This window comes from Vibrio sp. OPT41, from assembly GCF_015163595.1.
In the GTDB taxonomy this organism is placed as follows: domain Bacteria; phylum Pseudomonadota; class Gammaproteobacteria; order Enterobacterales; family Vibrionaceae; genus Vibrio; species Vibrio alginolyticus.
In genome coordinates, this window is sequence record NZ_JADDYH010000014.1 from 612,548 (window position 1) to 632,549 (window position 20,002).

Annotated in this window: 16 protein-coding genes; 11 read left to right on the forward strand and 5 right to left on the reverse strand. The window is 43.8% G+C overall.

Annotated features, from left to right (window positions below):
* Positions 1-64 precede the first annotated feature (64 nt).
* Together cydD and cydC are read left to right on the forward strand one after the other, a co-directional pair.
* A complete protein-coding gene (gene cydD, locus IQP38_RS06390) occupies positions 65-1,852 on the forward strand; it encodes a heme ABC transporter permease/ATP-binding protein CydD (RefSeq protein ID WP_193837437.1) in 1,788 nt (595 codons plus the stop codon).
* Positions 1,845-3,566 carry a heme ABC transporter ATP-binding protein/permease CydC gene (gene cydC / locus IQP38_RS06395; RefSeq protein WP_193837438.1) on the forward strand — a complete coding sequence of 574 codons (1,722 nt, stop codon included), beginning with the start codon at positions 1,845-1,847 and terminating at the stop codon, positions 3,564-3,566. Before cydD ends, cydC begins: the two co-directional genes overlap by 8 nt.
* Before the next feature lie 97 nt (positions 3,567-3,663).
* Here the strand turns inward: cydC and IQP38_RS06400 are convergent, their stop codons facing one another.
* The 3 genes from IQP38_RS06400 to IQP38_RS06410 form a co-directional block, all read right to left on the reverse strand.
* Positions 3,664-4,995, reverse strand: a complete 1,332-nt coding sequence (locus IQP38_RS06400) for a D-serine ammonia-lyase (protein ID WP_053349523.1) — start codon at positions 4,993-4,995, stop codon at positions 3,664-3,666.
* Between the two features lie 83 nt (positions 4,996-5,078).
* Positions 5,079-6,173 (reverse strand): 3-phosphoserine/phosphohydroxythreonine transaminase, encoded by a 1,095-nt coding sequence (gene serC / locus IQP38_RS06405; RefSeq protein ID WP_005378000.1) that lies wholly within the window; start codon positions 6,171-6,173, stop codon positions 5,079-5,081.
* 137 nt (positions 6,174-6,310) lie between these two features.
* Complete coding sequence (locus tag IQP38_RS06410) at positions 6,311-7,579, reverse strand: DUF945 family protein (RefSeq protein ID WP_193837439.1); 1,269 nt, start codon at positions 7,577-7,579, stop codon at positions 6,311-6,313.
* A gap of 186 nt (positions 7,580-7,765) precedes the next feature.
* On the opposite strand from IQP38_RS06410, the gene IQP38_RS06415 reads away from it, so the two are divergent.
* The 3 genes from IQP38_RS06415 (at position 7,766) to IQP38_RS06425 (ending at position 11,040) form a co-directional block, all read left to right on the forward strand.
* Positions 7,766-9,706, forward strand: a complete 1,941-nt coding sequence (locus tag IQP38_RS06415) for an ATP-binding protein (RefSeq protein ID WP_025766845.1) — start codon at positions 7,766-7,768, stop codon at positions 9,704-9,706.
* The gene (locus IQP38_RS06420) at positions 9,703-10,200 is read left to right on the forward strand and encodes a response regulator (RefSeq protein ID WP_005378005.1); all 498 of its coding nucleotides are present in this window, start codon (positions 9,703-9,705) and stop codon (positions 10,198-10,200) included. The genes IQP38_RS06415 and IQP38_RS06420 overlap by 4 nt, the downstream gene beginning before the upstream one ends.
* Positions 10,201-10,491: 291 nt before the next feature.
* Entirely contained in the window at positions 10,492-11,040 is a 549-nt protein-coding gene (locus IQP38_RS06425) for a hypothetical protein (protein ID WP_005378006.1), read from the forward strand.
* Between the two features lie 192 nt (positions 11,041-11,232).
* Here IQP38_RS06425 and IQP38_RS06430 read toward each other — a convergent pair whose 3' ends face one another.
* Positions 11,233-11,820 (reverse strand): TfoX/Sxy family DNA transformation protein, encoded by a 588-nt coding sequence (locus IQP38_RS06430; protein WP_193837440.1) that lies wholly within the window; start codon positions 11,818-11,820, stop codon positions 11,233-11,235.
* A gap of 369 nt (positions 11,821-12,189) precedes the next feature.
* Between IQP38_RS06430 and IQP38_RS06435 the strand changes: the two genes are divergently transcribed.
* The 5 genes from IQP38_RS06435 to IQP38_RS06455 all read left to right on the forward strand — a co-directional run bounded on the left by IQP38_RS06435 (position 12,190) and on the right by IQP38_RS06455 (position 17,907).
* A complete protein-coding gene (locus IQP38_RS06435; protein ID WP_025766846.1) occupies positions 12,190-13,110 on the forward strand; it encodes an HDOD domain-containing protein in 921 nt (306 codons plus the stop codon).
* Between the two features lie 146 nt (positions 13,111-13,256).
* Positions 13,257-14,162, forward strand: a complete 906-nt coding sequence (locus IQP38_RS06440) for a lysine exporter LysO family protein (RefSeq protein WP_033905125.1) — start codon at positions 13,257-13,259, stop codon at positions 14,160-14,162.
* A 208-nt stretch (positions 14,163-14,370) separates the two neighbouring features.
* A complete protein-coding gene (locus IQP38_RS06445) occupies positions 14,371-14,883 on the forward strand; it encodes a hypothetical protein (RefSeq protein ID WP_017634875.1) in 513 nt (170 codons plus the stop codon).
* Between the two features lie 211 nt (positions 14,884-15,094).
* Positions 15,095-16,741 carry a pyridoxal-dependent aspartate 1-decarboxylase PanP gene (gene panP, locus IQP38_RS06450; protein ID WP_025766849.1) on the forward strand — a complete coding sequence of 549 codons (1,647 nt, stop codon included), beginning with the start codon at positions 15,095-15,097 and terminating at the stop codon, positions 16,739-16,741.
* A 311-nt stretch (positions 16,742-17,052) separates the two neighbouring features.
* The gene (locus tag IQP38_RS06455) at positions 17,053-17,907 is read left to right on the forward strand and encodes a MurR/RpiR family transcriptional regulator (RefSeq protein WP_005378021.1); all 855 of its coding nucleotides are present in this window, start codon (positions 17,053-17,055) and stop codon (positions 17,905-17,907) included.
* Between the two features lie 76 nt (positions 17,908-17,983).
* Here IQP38_RS06455 and IQP38_RS06460 read toward each other — a convergent pair whose 3' ends face one another.
* Positions 17,984-19,228, reverse strand: a complete 1,245-nt coding sequence (locus IQP38_RS06460; protein WP_054576427.1) for an iron-containing alcohol dehydrogenase — start codon at positions 19,226-19,228, stop codon at positions 17,984-17,986.
* Positions 19,229-19,605: 377 nt separating this feature from the next.
* Between IQP38_RS06460 and IQP38_RS06465 the strand changes: the two genes are divergently transcribed.
* Positions 19,606-19,872 (forward strand): GrxA family glutaredoxin, encoded by a 267-nt coding sequence (locus tag IQP38_RS06465; protein ID WP_005378026.1) that lies wholly within the window; start codon positions 19,606-19,608, stop codon positions 19,870-19,872.
* Positions 19,873-20,002: the final 130 nt, after the last annotated feature.

A 20,002-nucleotide genomic window follows, 5' to 3' on the forward strand; every position in this document is an offset into this window, starting at 1 on the left:
TTCCCGCTGGGTTTTCTTTTGTATACTACCGCCTCATTAAAACAATTATCATTAAGCCTTCACGATGGATAAGAAAAAGCAAAGCAGCTTGAATAAGTGGCTGAAGCAACAAAGTAAGTTAGCCAAGCGCTGGCTTATGATTGCGATAGGCCTAGGCGTACTTTCAAGCGTGTTTTTATTGGCTCAAGCAGCCCTGCTCGCCTCCATTCTGCACCAGTTAATCATTGACCAAGTCGACAAAGCAGACCTCATTTGGCATTTTGTTGGGCTCGGTGGCACGGTTATCGGTCGAGCTGCTTGTACCTGGGGTCGAGAGCTTGCCGGTTACCGTTGCGGGGAGCAAATTCGAGTTTATATTCGCCAACTCATTTTAGATAAAGTTCATAAACTTGGGCCAGCTTACATCAAAGGCAAACCCGCTGGCAGTTGGGCAACGCTCATCTTAGAGCAGGTAGAAGATATGCAAGATTTCTTCTCACGCTATTTGCCTCAAATGTCATTATCGGTACTAGTGCCTTTCATCATTTTGGTTGTCGTATTCCCAGTAAACTGGGCAGCAGGCTTGATCTTCCTAGTCACTGCACCACTAGTGCCTATTTTCATGGCACTGGTTGGGATGAAAGCCGCAGAAGCAAATCGTAAAAACTTTAAAGCGATGCAGCGTTTGTCGGGTCACTTTTATGACCGCTTGCAAGCAATGACAACCATTCGCTTATTCGATAGAACAAAATCTGAAACTGAGACGCTAAAGGGGGCTTCAGAAGTCTTTCGTACTCGTACCATGGACGTTCTGAAAATCGCGTTTCTGTCTTCTGCGGTGTTAGAGTTTTTTACTTCTATTTCTATCGCAATTACCGCTGTCTACTTTGGCTTTAGTTATATCGGGGAGCTGGACTTCGGCTACTACGGCACAGGTGTTACGCTCTTTGCTGGTTTGTTCATTCTGATTCTTGCGCCAGAGTTTTATCAGCCATTACGTGATTTGGGCACGTTCTATCATGCGAAACAGCAAGCGGTTGGCGCAGCAGAAAGCATTGTCGAGTTTCTGGATTTGGAAGTCGATCAAATCAAAGATGGTACCCAAGCGTTAGATAAAAACAGCCCTATCCATATTGAAGCGGACCAGTTAACCATTTTTAGTCCGGAAGGTAAGCAGCTCGCAGGTCCCCTATCCTTCTCTCTTGAAGCCAACAAAAGTACAGCGTTGGTTGGACCAAGTGGCGCAGGTAAAACAAGTTTGGTAAACACAATCCTCGGTTTCATGCCTTATCAAGGTAGCTTAAAAATTAATGGCTGCGAATTGTCGCAACTGGATCTAGCCACATGGCGAGAGGCAGTAAGCTGGATTGGTCAAAACCCGATGCTATTACACGGTAGCATTCGAGATAACATCACACTAGGTAAGCACAATATTCAGGATGCTGACGTACATTCTGTGTTGAATGACTCTCACGCTGCTGAATTTGTTGAAATGCATGGGTTGGATTATCCGATATCTGATCGTTCTGGTGGTTTATCTGTCGGCCAAGCGCAGCGTTTAGCACTGGCTCGCGCCATGCTACAAAATGGTCGTTTTTGGTTGTTAGATGAACCAACCGCAAGCTTAGATGCTCGCAGTGAAAAACTCGTGATGGAAGGCATTAACAAGTATGCGTATGCCACAACGAATTTGATGATTACTCACCAACTTGCGCCTTTACAAAACGTATCGCAAATTCTTGTTATGCAGGACGGTCAGATTGTTCAACGTGGTGATTACGCCACACTGTCGACAGAAGATGGCTTATTTAAAGACATGTTGGAAGCGAACCTCGCACAACGTGAAACAGACAAGGGGAACTTAGATGCGTGATTTACTCCCTTATCTTAAACTCTATAAGAAACACTGGTTTGGTCTTTCGCTAGGTATGCTACTGGCATTTCTGACCTTAGCGGCGTCTATTGGCTTATTAACGCTATCAGGTTGGTTTATTTCAGCCGCAGCGGTGGCAGGCTTGACGGTTGCTCGTGAGACCTTCAACTACATGTTACCAGGTGCCGGGGTACGCGGCGCTGCAATGGCTCGAACCGCAGGTCGATGGGGAGAACGTGTCGTTAGCCACAATGCAACGTTCAAGCTGCTTACCGATCTACGTATCTTCTTCTTTAAGCAACTTGCACCACTGATTCCGGGTCGTGTTTCTACGATGCGTGATGCCGATCTGCTCAACCGCCTAGTAGCGGACGTAGATGCGATGGATCACGTTTACCTTCGACTTATCAGCCCTGTCGTGATTGGTGTTTTTGGCATATTGAGTTTAACGGCTGTCCTGGCTTTCTTTGATTGGCATCTCGCCCTACTGCTTGGCTCGATTCTTACCGTCATGTTGTTTGTATGGCCAGTACTGTTCTATAAACTGGGTAAAAACAATGGCGAGAATCTCACTCATCATAAAGCGCAATTGCGAGTGGCGACACTGGACTGGCTTCAAGGCTACAGTGAACTGAGTATCTTTGGAGCAGAAGAACGTTATCGTAATCTCATTCTAGAGAAGCAGAAGCAGTTGCTGTCTAACCAATTTGTGAACGCGAATTTAACGGGCATGGCTTCAGGCCTGCTTATGCTGGTGAACGGCCTTACACTGGTTGTGATGCTTTGGTTTGCTGCAGACGGTGTAGGTGGTCGTGCTCCTGATCCTTGGATTGCGCTGTTTGCGTTTGCAACCATGGCGAGCTTTGAGATTCTGATGCCTATCGCGGGCGCATTCCAGTATCTCGGTCAAACGTTGACCTCTGCTCGTCGTTTAAATGAAGTAATTTTGGCTGAACCTGACGTTGTCTTCCCTGAGCAGTCGAGACATAAAGACACAACGTTAGACATTGAATTCGACAACATAGATTTTACTTACCCTGACGGTCAGCAAAAGGTACTGAAAGACTTGTCACTCTCACTACCGTTGGGCACTAAAACTGCAATTGTAGGTCAAACAGGTTCAGGTAAATCAACACTGATTCAGCTTCTTTGCCGCTACTGGGATGTTAACCAAGGTGAAGTTCGAATCGGTGGTACAAAACTGCAAGATTGGAGCGAGTCGGACCTGCGGGCAGCAATGACTGTGGTCAGTCAACGCGTAGATGTACTAAACGGGACACTACGTGACAACTTACTCATGGCCGCTCCGGATGCAAGTGATGAGCAACTGTCTACTATTTTACAAAAAGTCGAGCTTGGCGGACTTCTTGAAGAGCCGGGGTTAGACGCTTGGTTAGGCGACGGCGGCCGTCAGTTATCTGGTGGTGAGAAACGCCGAATCGGTATTGCTCGAGCATTGCTACGTGATGCCCCAATCCTACTCTTAGATGAACCGACTGAAGGCCTCGATAAGCGTACGGAACAAAAAGTGATGGCGCTTTTCAATGAACACTTTGCTAATAAGACAGTAGTATTCATTACACACCGACTGATAGAGTTAGAAAGTATGGATAGCATCTGTTTGATGGAACAAGGTGAGATCATCGAACAAGGCGACCATCCAACGCTACTCGCTCAAAAAGGTCGTTACTACCAGCTATTACAATCTCTATAATTCGATTTTCAGTGACGAGAAGGGCTCATCAAACGATGAGCCCTTTTGTTATTCCTGTATTATTAGTTACCTAATTAAGCACGTATACAGTGCTGATTTACCGACCAGATTTTTTGAGATAAGCCGCCATTTCATCTTCCGGAACCATGCCCCCACCTGTTGCCCAAACAAGATGTGTTGCGTTTTTGAGTTTTTCTTCGTCAAATTTCATTCGAGACTGATAAGCATGGTTATTCGAGACGTGCACTGCCCCAATCATACCGGCTAATGCAGAAGGCTCTAGATTAATACCTTCCAGTTCACTTAACTCACCCAAGTGGTGATACATACGAGCGTCATCAATGGTGTAAAAACCATCAAGTAGCCTTTCCATCGCTCTTCCGACAAATCCCGAGGCACGCCCGACTGCCAAACCATCAGCGGCGGTGATGTTATCGATACCCAGATCTTGCACCGAAATATCGTCATGCAAGCCTGTATGTACGCCCAACAGCATGCACGGTGAGTGCGTTGGCTCTGCGAAAATACAGTGGACATGCTCGCCAAATGCTACCTTCAAGCCAAATGCCACGCCACCAGGCCCGCCGCCAACACCACAAGGAAGATAAACAAACAATGGATGATGCTCATCAACCACGATTCCCAAGTCATCAAATTGCTGCTTAAGACGCTCACCCGCAACAGAGTAACCTAGAAACAGCGTCCGTGAGTTTTCATCATCGATAAAGAAACAGTTGGGATCTTTTTCTGCCTCTTTACGACCTTGCTCGACAGCAATACCATAATCTTCTTGGTGCTCTACGACATTAACACCATGCGACCGGAGCTTATTTTTCTTCCATTCCCGCGCATCCGCAGACATGTGGACTGAAACTGAAAAACCCAGCTTCGCACTCATGATGCCGATGGACATACCAAGATTGCCGGTTGAGCCAACCGCAATACTGTACTGCTTAAAAAACTGCCGAAACTCATTGCTGAACAATTTGCTGTAATCATCGCTTTCACAGAGCAAGCCGGCATCAAACGCCAACTTTTCTGCATGAGTGAGCACTTCATAAATACCACCTCTCGCTTTGATCGAACCAGAAATTGGCAAATGACTGTCTTTTTTGAGCATTAAATGGCCCAATATTGGCGTGTCGTATTGCTGCTCCAAACGCACTTTCATATTGGGAATATCCACCACTGCGGACTCAATAACGCCACGCGACGTTTCCGTTTCGGGAAACGCTTTCATCAAATAAGGCGCAAATCGTGTTAGCCGTTCACTCGCCGCTTGAATATCTTTTTCATCTAACCCGACATGAGGTAAGCCTTCCTCCAAGGAAGTGATATGGGGGTTGAACCAACAAACCTCTTCAAGATCAATAAGTGCTGCCAAGAGTGGGAACTGCTTAGTCAGCGCTTCAATATTTGCCTTGGTCATTTTACCTTCCTGGAATGATGTGAGTTGAGATAAACAAAAGCGCCGCAATATCGACGCTTTGGAGAACAACTATCAGTTTGAGCTTACGCGTAGTTTTTCTCAAACTCTTGCATGAAGTCTACTAACGCTTGAACGCCTTCTAGCGGCATTGCGTTATAAATGGATGCTCGCATACCACCAACTGCTCGATGACCTTTTAGCGCTTTCAGCCCTTTAGAGTCTGCTAGCTCAAGGAAGGTTGCATCCAGTTCAGGCTTAGCAAGTTGAAATGGCACGTTCATCAAAGAACGGTTTGCTGAGTGCACGCCATTACGGTAGAAATCAGACTGATCGATGTAATCATACAGTAGCGCGGCTTTAGCGCGGTTCACTTGCTCAATTGCTTTTACTCCACCCTGTGCCTTCAGCCATTTGAAAACAAGACCAGACAGGTACCATGCAAAGGTTGGTGGTGTGTTGAACATTGATTCTTTTTCTGCCAAAACAGTGTAATCCAAAATACTTGGTAGTACCTGCTTCGCCATACCTAATAAATCATCGCGCACGATAGCAATAGCAATGCCGGAAGGACCAATATTTTTCTGAGCGCCCGCGTAAATCACACCGTATTTAGACACATCGATTTCACGAGAAAGAATTGTCGAAGACATGTCAGCAACAATCGGTTTGTCGGTGATAGGAAGATCGTTAATCTCAATACCATCAATGGTCTCATTTGGACAGAAGTGAACGTAAGCCGCTTCTGGAGCAATTTTCCATTCACTTGCAGGTAGAACCGCGACTTTCCCGTTGATTTCTGTTTTTGCATCAAACACGTCTGGTTCGCAGTATTTTTTCGCTTCAGCTACCGCGCTTTCAGCCCAATAACCACCATCGATGTAAGTTGCCGTATCGGCATCACCAAGTAAGTTTAGAGGAACAGCAGCAAACTGAGCACGAGCACCACCTTGGCAGAACAGCACTTTATAGTTGTCCGGAATGTTCAGAAGATCACGTAAATCCTGCTCGGCTTCTTCTGCAACTTTGATGAACTCTTTGCTTCGGTGGCTGATTTCCATGACCGAAGTGCCAAGACCTTGCCAATCGATTAGTTCCTGTTGTGCTTGCTGCATAACTGCTTTAGGCAGACCTGCTGGCCCTGCACTGAAGTTAAATACGTTGTCCGTATTTTGTTCCATGATGCTCATTGCTCCTGCTATGTAAATATTACGAAATTAATATCACGTTTTCGCAGTGATAAAAACAAGAAAAGAGGTCTTACGACCTCTTTTTAAAGACTAAGCGTTGAATTGGAACAAATTCGCAACAACACGAATTACTGTTGTTGCATCAAAGCAGGCATAAGTAGAGCCACCAATGGGAACTCATGCCCATTTTCGAACTTCAATTTGCCTTCACCAATTTCTGCTTTTAATTGATAACCGCCCTCTACTTTTTCGATCAACTCCATAATAAGGAGCTCATCAATCCCTTCTTGAATAAATGGGTAATGCGTTACTAATTCATCAGAGAAGTAAGTGCTAAGTTCACCAGTAGTGGCCGTCACCAACTTCATTGGATCTTGAGAAATATGCTCAGTACCTTCAGGGATGGATAGTTGCCACTCATTGTGGAACTTGCCGTCACCGAACGCGAGTGAAAGCTCGTTCACGGATAAATCAAAACCTTTGCTAAACAGCGTATCGACATGCGGCAATAAGCTCGCAATTTCCTGCTCATCTAACATAGGAGAGCTTTGATAGATAGACATAATTTGATCAAAAGACTGGCTATCCACATCTGCAATTGAGAAATCCAACTTAAAGTTATCGACATCCGTCCCATCAGTTAAACGTAATTTCTTAGCATCTAGGTTTAATTGACTGTTCAGCTTATCACCAGACTCACTCATCGTAGTGTTACCACGGTAGCTCGCATTTTCAATCAAAAAGATAGGCGTTAAGTTCGCATCAACCACATCTAGCTTCTCTAGAGAGAAAGACTGCTCGCCTAACCAGTAGCCTTTTGCTTGCTTTCCTTTACCTTGCCCTGTCAATGCATTCAGATGAAGCTCTTCACCGTTTTCAAAATCCACTTGAACAGAAGGAACAGAAACTTGGTAATTGAGATCACCCAACACCGTCACATCACCTGTTACTTTTGCAGGGCTTGTAGAAACAGAAACACCTTGCGCTTCGTTACGATAATGCCAACTATCTAGGTCGAGGATAAATACTGTATTGCCATTTAGTTGAGTCTGGCTATGCATCGTGAGAGGCAAAAAGTCATTGTCCACCAATTTTGAATCTGCTGTTAGGCTTGTTAGACCGTGGCTAACATCACTGGTTACGTCAAACGTCGTTGGCATACCATCACGCTCTAACTGCGTTTTAAGCTCAGGATCAACAACTGAATAACGAGTCAGCACGACTGAAGACAAATAGCCACGCTGATACTCGACCACTTCGCCTTTAATCATTTCATCATTCATATTGGTAATACCATCTTCAATGATGGACTGACCAATTTGTCCGACAGCCAATGGCCAACACAGCGCTAATGAGATAGCACCACCAATGGCGCCGATTTTTTTAAGATTTTGCATAACGTCACTTATTAGATATTTTCGGTCAGTCTACCCCAAACCACCTGCGGAGAAAACATTGAGACAAATCAGACTATTGATGCTTATTCTAGTCCATTAATCAGGAATCATACTTGGCTCCCACTCATCATGTCCTTTTATTGTTAAAGTTTGCGTGGCGAAGTTTTAACCGGAGCTAAAACATCTGTGAATCGTTATGCTGTGTTGTGTCTCGACAACAACCCAATCAGTGCTGAACAGTTTCGATTGGAGCTGTCTGCCTTCTCAAGTAAGTTTGATATATTTTCTGTCGAATCGATAGAAGAGGCTCAAAGCGCTTTAGAGTATCTAGAAGAAAGAGAACAGACTGTTGCTTTAGTTATAGCGAGCCATCACGCTCATTTTAACGGCGTGGATTTTCTTATTGGTTTAGACCGGATGCCACATACCGAGCAAGCAAGAAAAATTCTTATTAGCTGCTCGTCTGATATAGAGGCAATTCTCACTGCCGTTAATGAGGGCAGGCTCGACCACTGCCTCACTAAACCTTTGCCAGATCACGTCTTATTTAACACAGTGCAAAAAGAGCTGACCCAATTTATCTTGCGAAATGGCAAAGAAGACCTGCTAAGTTACAGTCAGATATTGGATCATCACAGCTTGTTGCGAGCGCACATCAATAACCAGATGAGCCATTATCAAGCCGGATTCTTACACGACTACCACTCGATGTCTGATGCCGAGTTAGCCGAGCAAGTGATCTCCGCTCTCCAGCAATTTTTCAAAGATAATGACGAAACAAGAGCGTGCCGTACATACTCACCTGAACATTTGTTAACCGTGGAAGGCGAGCCAAATAGCTTTTTGTGGTTTATCACCGAAGGTGAAGTGGCTCTGTACAAGCGCGATGAGCAAGGCATGCAGCGAGAGGTTGTACGCCATAACAAAGGGAATATTGTCGGAGGCATGTCGTTTGTTACTGGGGAATGTTCTTTCTCGACAGCTCTAACACTAACCAAAACAGAAGTTATCAAACTCGATCGCAACGTATTCAATAAAGTGATGCAAAGCGACTCAAACTTACTGCCTCTTTTTACAAACTTGCTCTTACGCCACTTCAACCGCCGATTGCAAAGAAGCATCAACACCAAACTGCAACTTCAAAAAACGCTCGAATCTTTAGAATCAGCCCACCAGCAGCTCATTGAAAGAGAAAAAATGGCGATGCTTGGTCAATTGGTTGCGGGAGTGGCCCACGAACTAAACAATCCAGTAGCCGCGATATTAAGAGGCGTAGAGAATTTAACGCATACACTAGAACGATTACTTAACGATGCGCCCAGTTCCGATATACAAACCAAAGGCATTGAATTACTGAACAAAGCGCAAACCTCAAAACCCGCTTCAACCGCCGAGCTCAGATCACGCGTAAAAGCGCTTAGCCATACTCTTCCAGACCGAGCGTTGGCAAAGAAAGTGGTGAGCCTTGGTTTAGAATCCGATCACGAGCTACTTACCCAACTAACGAGAAAGCAGCAAGCGTCTTATCATGCTCTCAATACACTAGAGCAATACCACAAAGCAGGTTCTACACTTCGCTCAATTAATGTCTGTGCAGCACGAATTGCTGATATGGTAAAAAGCCTGAAAGGATATGCTCGGTCAGATGATGAGACCCTGCACTATGCCGATATTCATGAGGGCATTGAAGACACCTTGGTGATTTTCGAGAACAAATTAAAAATGCACCAAGTTTCAACCGACTATGCAAACTTGCCTTCCATCCTTTGTCAACCGATCGCACTCCAACAGGTGTGGACGAACTTGGTCTCTAACGCCATTGACGCATTTCCAGAGAAAGGTGTGTTAAACATACAAACACGCCTTGTAGAAAAAGAGCACACACATTATGCCGTTATCTCATTTGAAGATAATGGATGTGGCATTCCTGAATCGCAAAGAGACGCCATTTTCGAGCTGAACTTCACCACAAAAAAAGAAGGTAATTTTGGCTTAGGCATCGGGCTGTCCATCTGCCAGCAAATCGTAACAGCACACAGAGGGTGGATTGACGTCGAATCAGAGATCGGCCAGTTCACACGAATGACCGTCTGGTTACCAGTCATCGAAGAAGGAGATGAAACATGACCAAGTATCTAATTTTATGTGTCGATGACGAACGAGAAGTCTTGGATAGCGTGCTCCAAGATCTTGCTCCCTTCGAGGAGAACTTTGTCGTCGAAGGAGCGGAATCGGTGACTGAAGCTCGGCAAGTGATTGAGGAGATGGCGGAAGAAGAAGTTCAGCTTGCGCTCATTTTATGTGACCACATTATGCCGGAACAAACTGGGATCAGCTTCTTAATCGAACTCAGTCAAAATGGTGACACAAAAGCAGCGCGCAAAGTTTTACTCACAGGACAAGCTGGTTTGGAAGACACCGTAGAAGCCGTAAATAACGCGAGTCTCGATTATTACATTGCCAAACCTTGGAAAGGTGAAGCATTGAGAAAAGCAATCGTGTCTCAGCTTACCGCGTTTGTGATTGAGAATGATGATAACCTGCTATCCTGGACTCAAATCCTTGATTCTGAGGCAATCCTCAACGCCATGGCAGAAAGAAGAGCAAGCTTTGGCGAGTAATAAAGTGTTTGGTTCTAACTTGAACTCAACGATGCTCATTGCACCACCTAACCTCGCATAGTCGAATGAGGTTAGAAAAACATCGTTACTTGTCCGAGTGAAATTCTCGGACACTACGTATATGGCGTAGTTTTTGCTTAAACCAAGGAACTATTAAGTTAATTGACAAAACATCGACACATTTTTGTTGGTCGTCGACCTTCCTTTTTATTATGATGTCGGACAAATCAGATTACGGTTCAAGTGGTTGCTTGAATCCATGGAAATAATGAACAAGGTTTATCGTTAGTTATGCGTAAAACACTATTAGCCGCTGCCTTACTAGTGGCATCAAGCCATGCCCTAGCTGCAAACGATCGCAATGCGCCAGCAACTATGAGCAACTTTAGCTACGACTATTTCGAAGCACGTATTGGCGCAAGTCCTGTGACATTTGGTGCTGGATTCAGCAAATCAATTCACCCGAACGCGCATGTTATTGCTCGTATTGACTCTGAGTTTGAAAGTGATTTTGACTCAGCTGCAGGCTTTGGCTTCCATTCTCCGCTAAACAACTGGGCAGATCTTACTGGTGAAATGCTAATGCGCGTTGTACAACCTTCGAATGAGAGCAGCACAGATGTTGGTATGGAGCTTAACTTAGGTGTTCGCCAATGGTTAGGCCCTCAATTAGAAGTAGGCGGCAAAGTCGGCTACGTTTCTATCGATAACGATGACGATTGGACTGGCTCTGCCTACGCTCGATTCCACTCAACAGAGCTTTTCTCTTTGGGTGCTGAAGCACGTATCAACGATTTTTACGGTGATCAGGTAATGTTCACTACGCGTTTTAAGTTTTAAGATTTGTGCTGTAAGAAAAGAGCAAATTAAAAAACAAAAACCGAGGTCTCTGCCTCGGTTTTTTTGTCTAATTTAATGACTAACTCAATGAAGTGGTAAAAAACTTCAACGTCCTTTTTCCGCTTTTCACACTTGCCTTTACGACCCGCTAACTCCATCGAAACGAGTCAATCATTGTGCGATCAGCTTCGCTTAGTCACACAGTGCCAATAACTGTTTTTTACGCGGCTCTTGGATCAGTTTCCAATGTATGCCATCAGTTGCACCAGCAAATTTCCACAGTAGCTTTACATCAACATCATTACCGTAAGCCGTTTTAACTTTGTTGAAGACTTTTACAGGTCCAAGTTCTAAAAAGGTTTCTACGTCATCAACACCGGCTTTCTTGACCATACGTTCAAGGGTTAGCTGCATGTTGGGTAAGTCTCTTAAGCGTCTACTGGCAGAGGACTTTTGATATTTCCGTTCCTTAATTGAGTATTCAATTGATTTCTGTACCAGTTCATCAAGCCCTATATATCCGGATTCGAATAAATCGGTTACATCATAATAATTTACGGTTGCCGTCGTCTGTTTTTTGACGTGCTTATACTTCTCACAGCTCAGTTGAGTAAACACTTCATCTAGCCCATTACCACCACGTAAGTAGCAGCAATCATTGCTGACAAGCGCAAACATAGCATCATCGGTGAATAAACCAATACCACCGAACATAGAACGTTTTTGGTACTCACTGAAGGTGCGTACATATTTAAAAAAAGCTTGGTCTGTCATGTCCATTGACCTCTTTAATCTGAATAAATTACCCCGATTAGCGATGTCACCAGATAAACAGCAGCTTATAGCGAATTATAAATGTCGATTTGTTGGCGATATTTTTGTGAGTTGTGCTCACCAACTTGCTTAATCATACTTAACGTTGAAAAATAAGTTAGGACATAGGTCACATATAAAAAAGTATAAATTCTGCATACGTGACTAGTTTCACACTTATTGTTCGTGTGGTGATATTTTTTTGACGCATAGCATGCCTAAAACGCGCCATCATTATGATCTCGCTGGCAATTACGGGCACATAATACGCATTTAATTGATAAAGAATACGCTGTAAGGGTACACTGTACGAAAGATCTCAAGTACAGCGTCACAATGGAACATTTATCATTTTTTTGGCTGCCAAATAATAAAGATAAGCTTATAAACGCACTGGAATCCGAGTTTGCTCAGCTGGTAGAACAGTCCATCTCCACGGGTAAGATTTCGTTACCTCCTATTCCTGATGTCGTGCTTAAAATTCAGCAGTTATGTGTCGAAGAACACACCACGATTGCCGATGTTGCTAACTGTTTATTGGAAGATCCCGGATTAGCAGCGGTCGTTTTACGAGTCGCTAACTCTGTGATTTTCAATCGCAGAAATATCACCTGCAACGACTTAACTACAGCGGTATCTCGTCTCGGAATACTTCGTGTACGTGATATTGTTACCGCACAAGCGATTGAGCAACTTAAACACTCAGTTAATCTCACTAAAGAATGCAATGCCATCTTGGTGAAGAGTGCCGCGATATCTCGTGAGCTCGGTGCCGTCATGGTGATGTTGGTTCAATCGTTTCGTAGCCACGAGCCAGGCACTTATGGTCATCTAGAGCAAGAAAAGGCGTTATTGGTCGGTCTATTAGCCGATATAGGGTTATTTTGCCTAATTAATGAGTACCACTTGTACTTAGATAGGGGCAATTACTTAGACCCAGATATTGCATTGCAAATCTTCCAAACACGTTGTTCTGCCACAAGTAAACTAGTGCTAGAGCGTTGGGGATTTGACAACGACTTCAGAGAAGTATCCTCAAACGAAAAATACGAATTAACGCGACCAGAAGTGAGTTATCTCGACATCGCTAGAATTGCGCATCATTTATTGATGTTCCGCAATCACGATGAACGCATTGACGAACATGAAGTTGAATTCAACTTAACTGGTGCAGAAGTCTTGTATGAACTTAGTAACATGAGTGATACTGACTTCAATGATCAAATCCGTGCTGTACTCAATGCTAGCGGTTTGTAATTTATCGTTTTCTGATAATACCTTATCCGTGATAAAACGATTCGCTCAAGGCTGAGCTGTATGTGGTGAAATGTCTCTAATTTCAACCGATAGATAATTTGATTTATGCGTGTTGATGTTATCTCAAAAAGGAATCATTGAGCTTTATGTTTTCAGGGATGCTATTTATTTTCGCTCCGCTTGTGGTGGGGTATCTAATTCCTATATCTCGATCTTCGTTATTGGAGAAGATCAATCAGTCAACGTCCTACCTTATTTACGTCATTTTGTCGTTGATGGGTCTTAGTTTGGCGGCGCTCGATAATTTAAGCAGCAACTTACAAAGTATTCTCCTCTATGCGAGTACGTTTTTTTTGTGTCTAAGTGCCTGCAACCTGTTGGCTCTGCCTATTATTGATAAAATTGTTCCACTCCAGACCAATCAGAATCAAAAGAAACTACCGTTATCTTCGATGGCTTTAGAGTCTGTTAAGCTTATCGTGGTCGTTGGCGGAGGGTTAGTGGTTGGCCTGCTGTTACCCATTGATTTGAGTTGGGTAGATACAGCAAGCGAATGGATACTCTTTCTACTTCTATTTTTTATTGGTATTCAGCTGCGCAATAGTGGACTTACTCTGCGTCAAATCCTATTAAATAAACAAGGAATGGCCATTGCGGCTGTTGTCATCGCAACATGTATGCTTGGTGGCGTTCTTGCAGCGGTGCTTTTGGATCTTCCTCTTTATCAAGCACTCGCAATGGCTTCAGGTTTTGGCTGGTATTCACTCGCAGGTATTTTAATGGGTGACGCTTTTGGTCCGGTATTTGGTGGCGCGTCGTTCTTGATTGAATTGATGAGAGAGTTAGTCGCACTGGTTGCCATTCCTCTCTTTATTCGTAGCTATCCGTGCACCGCAATTGGTTATGCCGGTGCAACAGCAATGGACTTCACCCTACCCGTTATTCAAACTACCGGTGGTGTGCGTTGTGTTCCTGTTGCTATCGTTAGCGGCTTTATTTTGAGTTTATTGGTACCAGTTATGATGCTTTTCTTTGTATCACTTGCTAGCTAGATCTCAGGTTTTCGCTTTAACATCCATTACAATACGGCAAAAATTTAAATACCCAGTTAACGTCAAAGTGGTCAATATTTTTTGGCAAGACCCCTCTTTCTTTTCGTCATTCAGCCCAACGATTTGTCACGACCAAATAGAAAGAAGGGAGAAACATCAACTGATGTGCATTGCGTTAATAAAGGGATAACAACCAGAAGGAAGAAGAATGAAACGCTTTGTCGTTGCAGCGCTCCTCGCTACAAGCTCAACTTTTACGCTTGCCGCAGATCAACAATGTCTTGCTAGCAAATACGATGGCTACGTCGATGCCTCACTACAGTGGTATCAAGATCTTGTTGATTTGACGGTTACCCAATATCCAGATCTGAAAGAAGTTAGTCAATGGTTCTTGGATGGACGTAAACATCACTTTGAATTAAACCGCGAAGCGGTTCACTACTTTCTAGAGAACGACCCTAGCCGCGTTGCGACGGAACAGCCAATCGAAGCATGGTTAAAACTAGAGCAACATGACGTTAAGCAGTTAGCGACCCGAAGCGATAAGTTAGGTGAAGTTGCAAAACAGACATTTAGCGACCGTCAATCAACTAACCACCCAAAAAACTACGAGCTTCGTTCAGCATTCGCTGATCTGCTTAGTCATCCCCAACAAATTGATACCGCACTTAATAAGTACAATCAGTCAATAGAAAAGATTGAAAAGCAGAAATGTGACTAAGATTGCTCGCATTAGTCGTTGATTAGCATTCGAAAACACTAGAATGTTTTAACGTACTCAATCTAGAATTTTTTAATGTGAATATCGTAACCTTCACCTAAAATTTTCATTTCTACAACTTGGGTTTCAACAATTAAAACGGGACTTTGCGCCCGTTTTAGTTTAGATTGTGCCGCTCGCATTACCAAAATAACTACAAAGATTCTTTGCTATGGTTAAGGAACAAAAAACCGCTGATGTTAGCTTTGAGAGCTTGCTAAAGATCTTCACTGTCCCAGAAGGTCCGGACTCAACGTTAACTAAAATTGACGAGAGCCTCTCGCGAAATCTAAATCAATTTCTTCGTGAACACATCGTGGCAGAAGAAAAGCCTTTACGCGAAATCGAAAAAGACTTTTCTTCTGCTCAGATTCCTGAGCAGCCAGAGTTCGTGTCAGATCATACAGAGCACTTACTCGACACTTTGGTGTCGCACTCAGTTCACACATCTTCACCAAGCTTCATTGGTCATATGACATCGGCACTGCCTTATTTCTTGATGCCACTGTCAAAGATCATGATCGCCTTAAACCAAAACCTGGTAAAAATAGAGACTTCCAAAGCCTTTACGCCACTTGAGCGTCAAGTTTTGGGTATGCTGCATCGCTTGATATATGGTCAGAATGATACGTTTTACAATCAGTGGATGCACAGTGCAAACCACTCATTAGGCGCATTTTGTTCCGGCGGCACCATTGCCAATATCACTGCGCTTTGGGTAGCACGTAACAAAGCGTTAAGAGCCAATGGCTCATTTAAAGGCGTTGAAAAGGAAGGCCTTTTTAAAGCCATGAAGCACTATGGCTATGATGGCTTAGCGGTGCTAGTGTCTGAGCGTGGTCACTACTCCCTTAAGAAAGCAGCCGATGTATTAGGGCTAGGCCAAGAGGGCTTGGTTGCGGTTAAAACCGATGCCAACAACCGTATTATTGTCAACGACCTGAAAGCGAAAATTGTTGAGCTCGAAAAACAAAACATCAAGCCTATTGCTGTTATTGGTGTGGCTGGCACAACAGAGACAGGTAATGTTGATCCATTGCCTGAAATCGCTGAAGTCTGCCAAGCTCACAGCTGTCACTTCCATGTGGATGCCGCATGGGGTGGCGCAACACTGATGTCTAACCATCACCGTCATCTTCTTAAAGGTGTGGAAATGGCAGACTCAGTAACTATTGATGCACACAAGCAGCTCTATATCCCGATGGGCGCTGGTATGGTTCTGTTCAAAGACCCTGACGCAATGAAATCCATAGAGCATCACGCTCAATATATATTGCGCAAAGGTTCAAAAGACCTAGGCAGCCATACACTAGAAGGCTCACGTTCGGGCATGGCGATGTTGGTCTACGCCGCAATGCACATCATAAGTCGCCCAGGTTACGAGCTTCTGATTGACCAAAGCATTGAAAAAGCTCGATACTTTGCGGATTTAATCAAACAGCAAGATGATTTCGAGTTAGTTTCTGAACCAGAGCTTTGTCTGCTCACATACCGTTATTTGCCGCCATTCATCCGTGAAGCATTAGCACAAGCAGAAGGCTCACAAAAAGAACAACTGAATGAGCTGATCAATGAGTTAACACAGTTTATTCAAAAGCGTCAGCGCGAAACGGGCAAATCGTTCGTTTCACGTACAAGACTGAACCCAGACCAATGGCAACGCATGAATACGATAGTGTTTCGAGTGGTTTTGGCAAATCCACTGACCACAAAAGAAATTTTGAGCTCAGTGCTTGATGAACAACGCGAAATCGCCAAGCAAGCACCAAATTTGATGAAAAGAATTCAACAGCTGGTTGTTGATATTCAATCGTCTTAACAGCCAGATCGAGTTACATCAATTTGAAATTTTTTTTCGTTTTGATGTAACTCAAACATCATTATCGTGCGACTAGCGCAACAAAACTTCGTTTACACATCCAATTCTGTAGTTTTTACAACATTTTGTTTGAGGCCTGTCAAATTCTCACTAAATAGTACCCGTTATTGGTTTAGACTGATTGAAGATCAGGTTTATACTGATTCTATGGCGCTGGTTGTTTTCGTTAACGCCCCACTCTACTCCGGAATCTTCGTGTTTCCTTTCGTTAGCAGAGCCAGCGAGTTGTTCTCTATACCCTCGTGAACACTATGAATACATTAGAAAAAATTCAAAAAAACCTGGAGAATTTCAGTAAGTCAGAGCGCAAAGTTGCGGAAGTAATTATGGCGTCTCCACAAACTGCAATTCATTCAAGCATTGCAACGCTGGCTAAAATGGCCGACGTTAGTGAGCCCACTGTAAACCGCTTCTGTCGTCGTCTGGACACCAAGGGCTTTCCAGATTTTAAGCTTCACTTGGCACAGAGCCTAGCCAACGGCACCCCTTACGTTAACCGTAATGTGGAAGAAGACGATGGCCCAGACGCGTACACCCATAAGATTTTCGAATCGACGATGGCGTGTTTAGATGTCGCGAAAAATAGCCTAGATCCAATGCAAGTGAACCGTGCGGTCGATTTGCTAACGCAAGCGAAGCGCATTTCATTCTTTGGCCTTGGTGCATCATCTTCTGTTGCCCGAGACGCACAAAACAAGTTTATTCGCTTTAATATTCCAATTACTTGTTTTGAAGATATTGTTATGCAGCGCATGAGTTGTATCAACTGCAGTGATAATGATGTTGTGGTTCTTATTTCTCATACCGGTCGAACAAAGAGTCAGGTAGAAATAGCGAACCTTGCTCGTGAAAATGGCGCAACGGTTATTGCGATTACAGCGAAGGATTCTCCTCTAGAAAAGGCAAGCTCGCTGGCCATCACGCTCGATATTCCAGAAGATACCGACGTTTACATGCCAATGGCAAGCCGAGTTGTACAAATGACAGTGATTGATGTGCTAGCAACTGGCTTCACTCTTCGCCGTGGTACAGGTTTCCGTGAGAACCTAAAACGCGTAAAAGATGCGTTGAAAGACAGTCGCTATGACAAACTAAGCCAGTACTAAGCACTAAAGCTTAGTCAATACTTTATCTAGGGGAGCTCAAGGCTCCCCTTTTGTTTTAATGCTGCTAAGGGAGCAATCACCCTAAGTCGTTGACACTCGATAAGTCCGTTCTTGATTCCAGTACTTCAACAGAACTGACATGTTGTGCACTCTCTGCTACACACTCTCCACTACAATCACAGACTTGCTGCAATATGTGTATCAAACGTTCCTGATTAAGAGGTAAAGGATTCCCTTTGATTGCCATTGATTTAAGCGCATCATTCGCCACTTGCTCAAAAGAGGTTTGGCATACTCCAAATTGAGCCAGTAGCGGTAACGCTAACTTATCTAGCACCATATTTACCCAAAGAATTCCATCGTGTTCGTTAGCATTTACTCGCTCAGTGACTAATTGGGCCAGCTTACGATAACGACTTATCACATCATTCCTACCCGCGAGTTTAGCAGCGTTAATGTTCTCCTGCATCACGTGCGGAGCTAGGCGAGCCGTAATAACGCTATGGGGGGCGTCTAACTTGCCTCCTAACGCCGATGCTAACCCATGAGCAGCACCTAATTTGGCATTAGTAATCGCCATACCACCAAGCAATGCAGCGAACGATAAATCAGAGCGCGCCTTATGATTATCTTGCTTACAAGCGGCAATCACTGAACGGCTTAAACGGCGTAGCCCCTCTTCGCAGACCATATCAGTAAGAGGGTTTGGCTCACCACACACATACGCTTCCATTAAATGAGTGAACGCATCCATTGCGCCACGTCCAGATGTGTATTGGTCGGTCCCGTAAGTAAGTGTCGGGTCTACAATGGCAACGTCTGCGAGCATATCAGGGCTTCGAAGACTCACTTTCACTTTATCTTGTCCAGATTTCAGCACAGCATTTCTGGTCACTTCTGAACCGGTGCTTGCTGTCGTAGGAATTGCAATAAAATGAAGAGGCTTTGCTTTTAAAGGGACGCTTCTTCCTACCACTTCTACGTAATCGTAAACATTGCCTTGATTGGGAATAATGGCAGCTAAGGCTTTGCCCATATCGATGACGCTGCCACCACCTATCGCAACCACCATATCAGGTTGGAATTTTCTACCGAGCACTGCGGTCTCTTCTACCATCGTGATGTATGGTTCACCAACGATAGCTACGTGCTGGTAACGCATATTTTGAGCTTTAAGATATTGGATAATGGGGGCGGCTCGTTGGGTATCCTGCCCAGTAACCAGCAAAACACTGTAGCCAAATTGGTTAATAACGGACAATGAAGATTGAAGTGCACCTTCACCAAATATAATCCTTGTTGCAGTCATAAACTGAAACATACACACCCTCCCAAAAGAATATACCCAAATAACCTCTCGCCCTCTGATTTAACACTTATGTAAGAGTTGAAGTTATTTGCGTATAGCCAAAATAGATTGCTATTTTTTTAAACAAAAAAAATTGACCAATTCCACCTTGCCATCATTAACCCTTTAGAATGTATGTTTTTTATGCGTCACTTCACATACTTCAGAGCCGTAAAATAAGCACGCGCGTTTAGTTTTTATTCGATAGATTTCACCTATAGAACCAAGAGGTAATTGCCGCTTTATTTCCGTATCTGGATCGGGCATAGTTACTCCAACAAAAGAAAGCGCACTCAGCCGCTATGTTTTGTACGCTTTCAAAAAAGAATAGATTTAGGAGAAATAAGATTATGTTCGTTGTTATCTTTGGTCGCCCTGCATGTCCTTTCTGTGTTCGTGCAAAAGAGCACGCAGAAACGCTAAAAGCAAAACGTGATGACTTCAACTACCGTTACGTTGATATTCACGCTGAGGGTATTTCTAAAGCAGATCTTGAGAAAACAGTTGGTAAACCAGTTGAAACCGTTCCTCAGATCTTTATCGACCAAGAGCACATCGGTGGCTGCGACGAATTCGAAGCATACGCGAAAGAGCACCTAGGTCTATTTGACGAGTAATAAAGACTGTTTTCAAAAAAGCCGCTTCATGCGGCTTTTTTATTATTTTTCAGCTGGTTATTACGTTAAGTCAACTAATGGTAAAACCTAAAAAAATTCACTTATCTTTTTGCTATATTTAGTTACAATT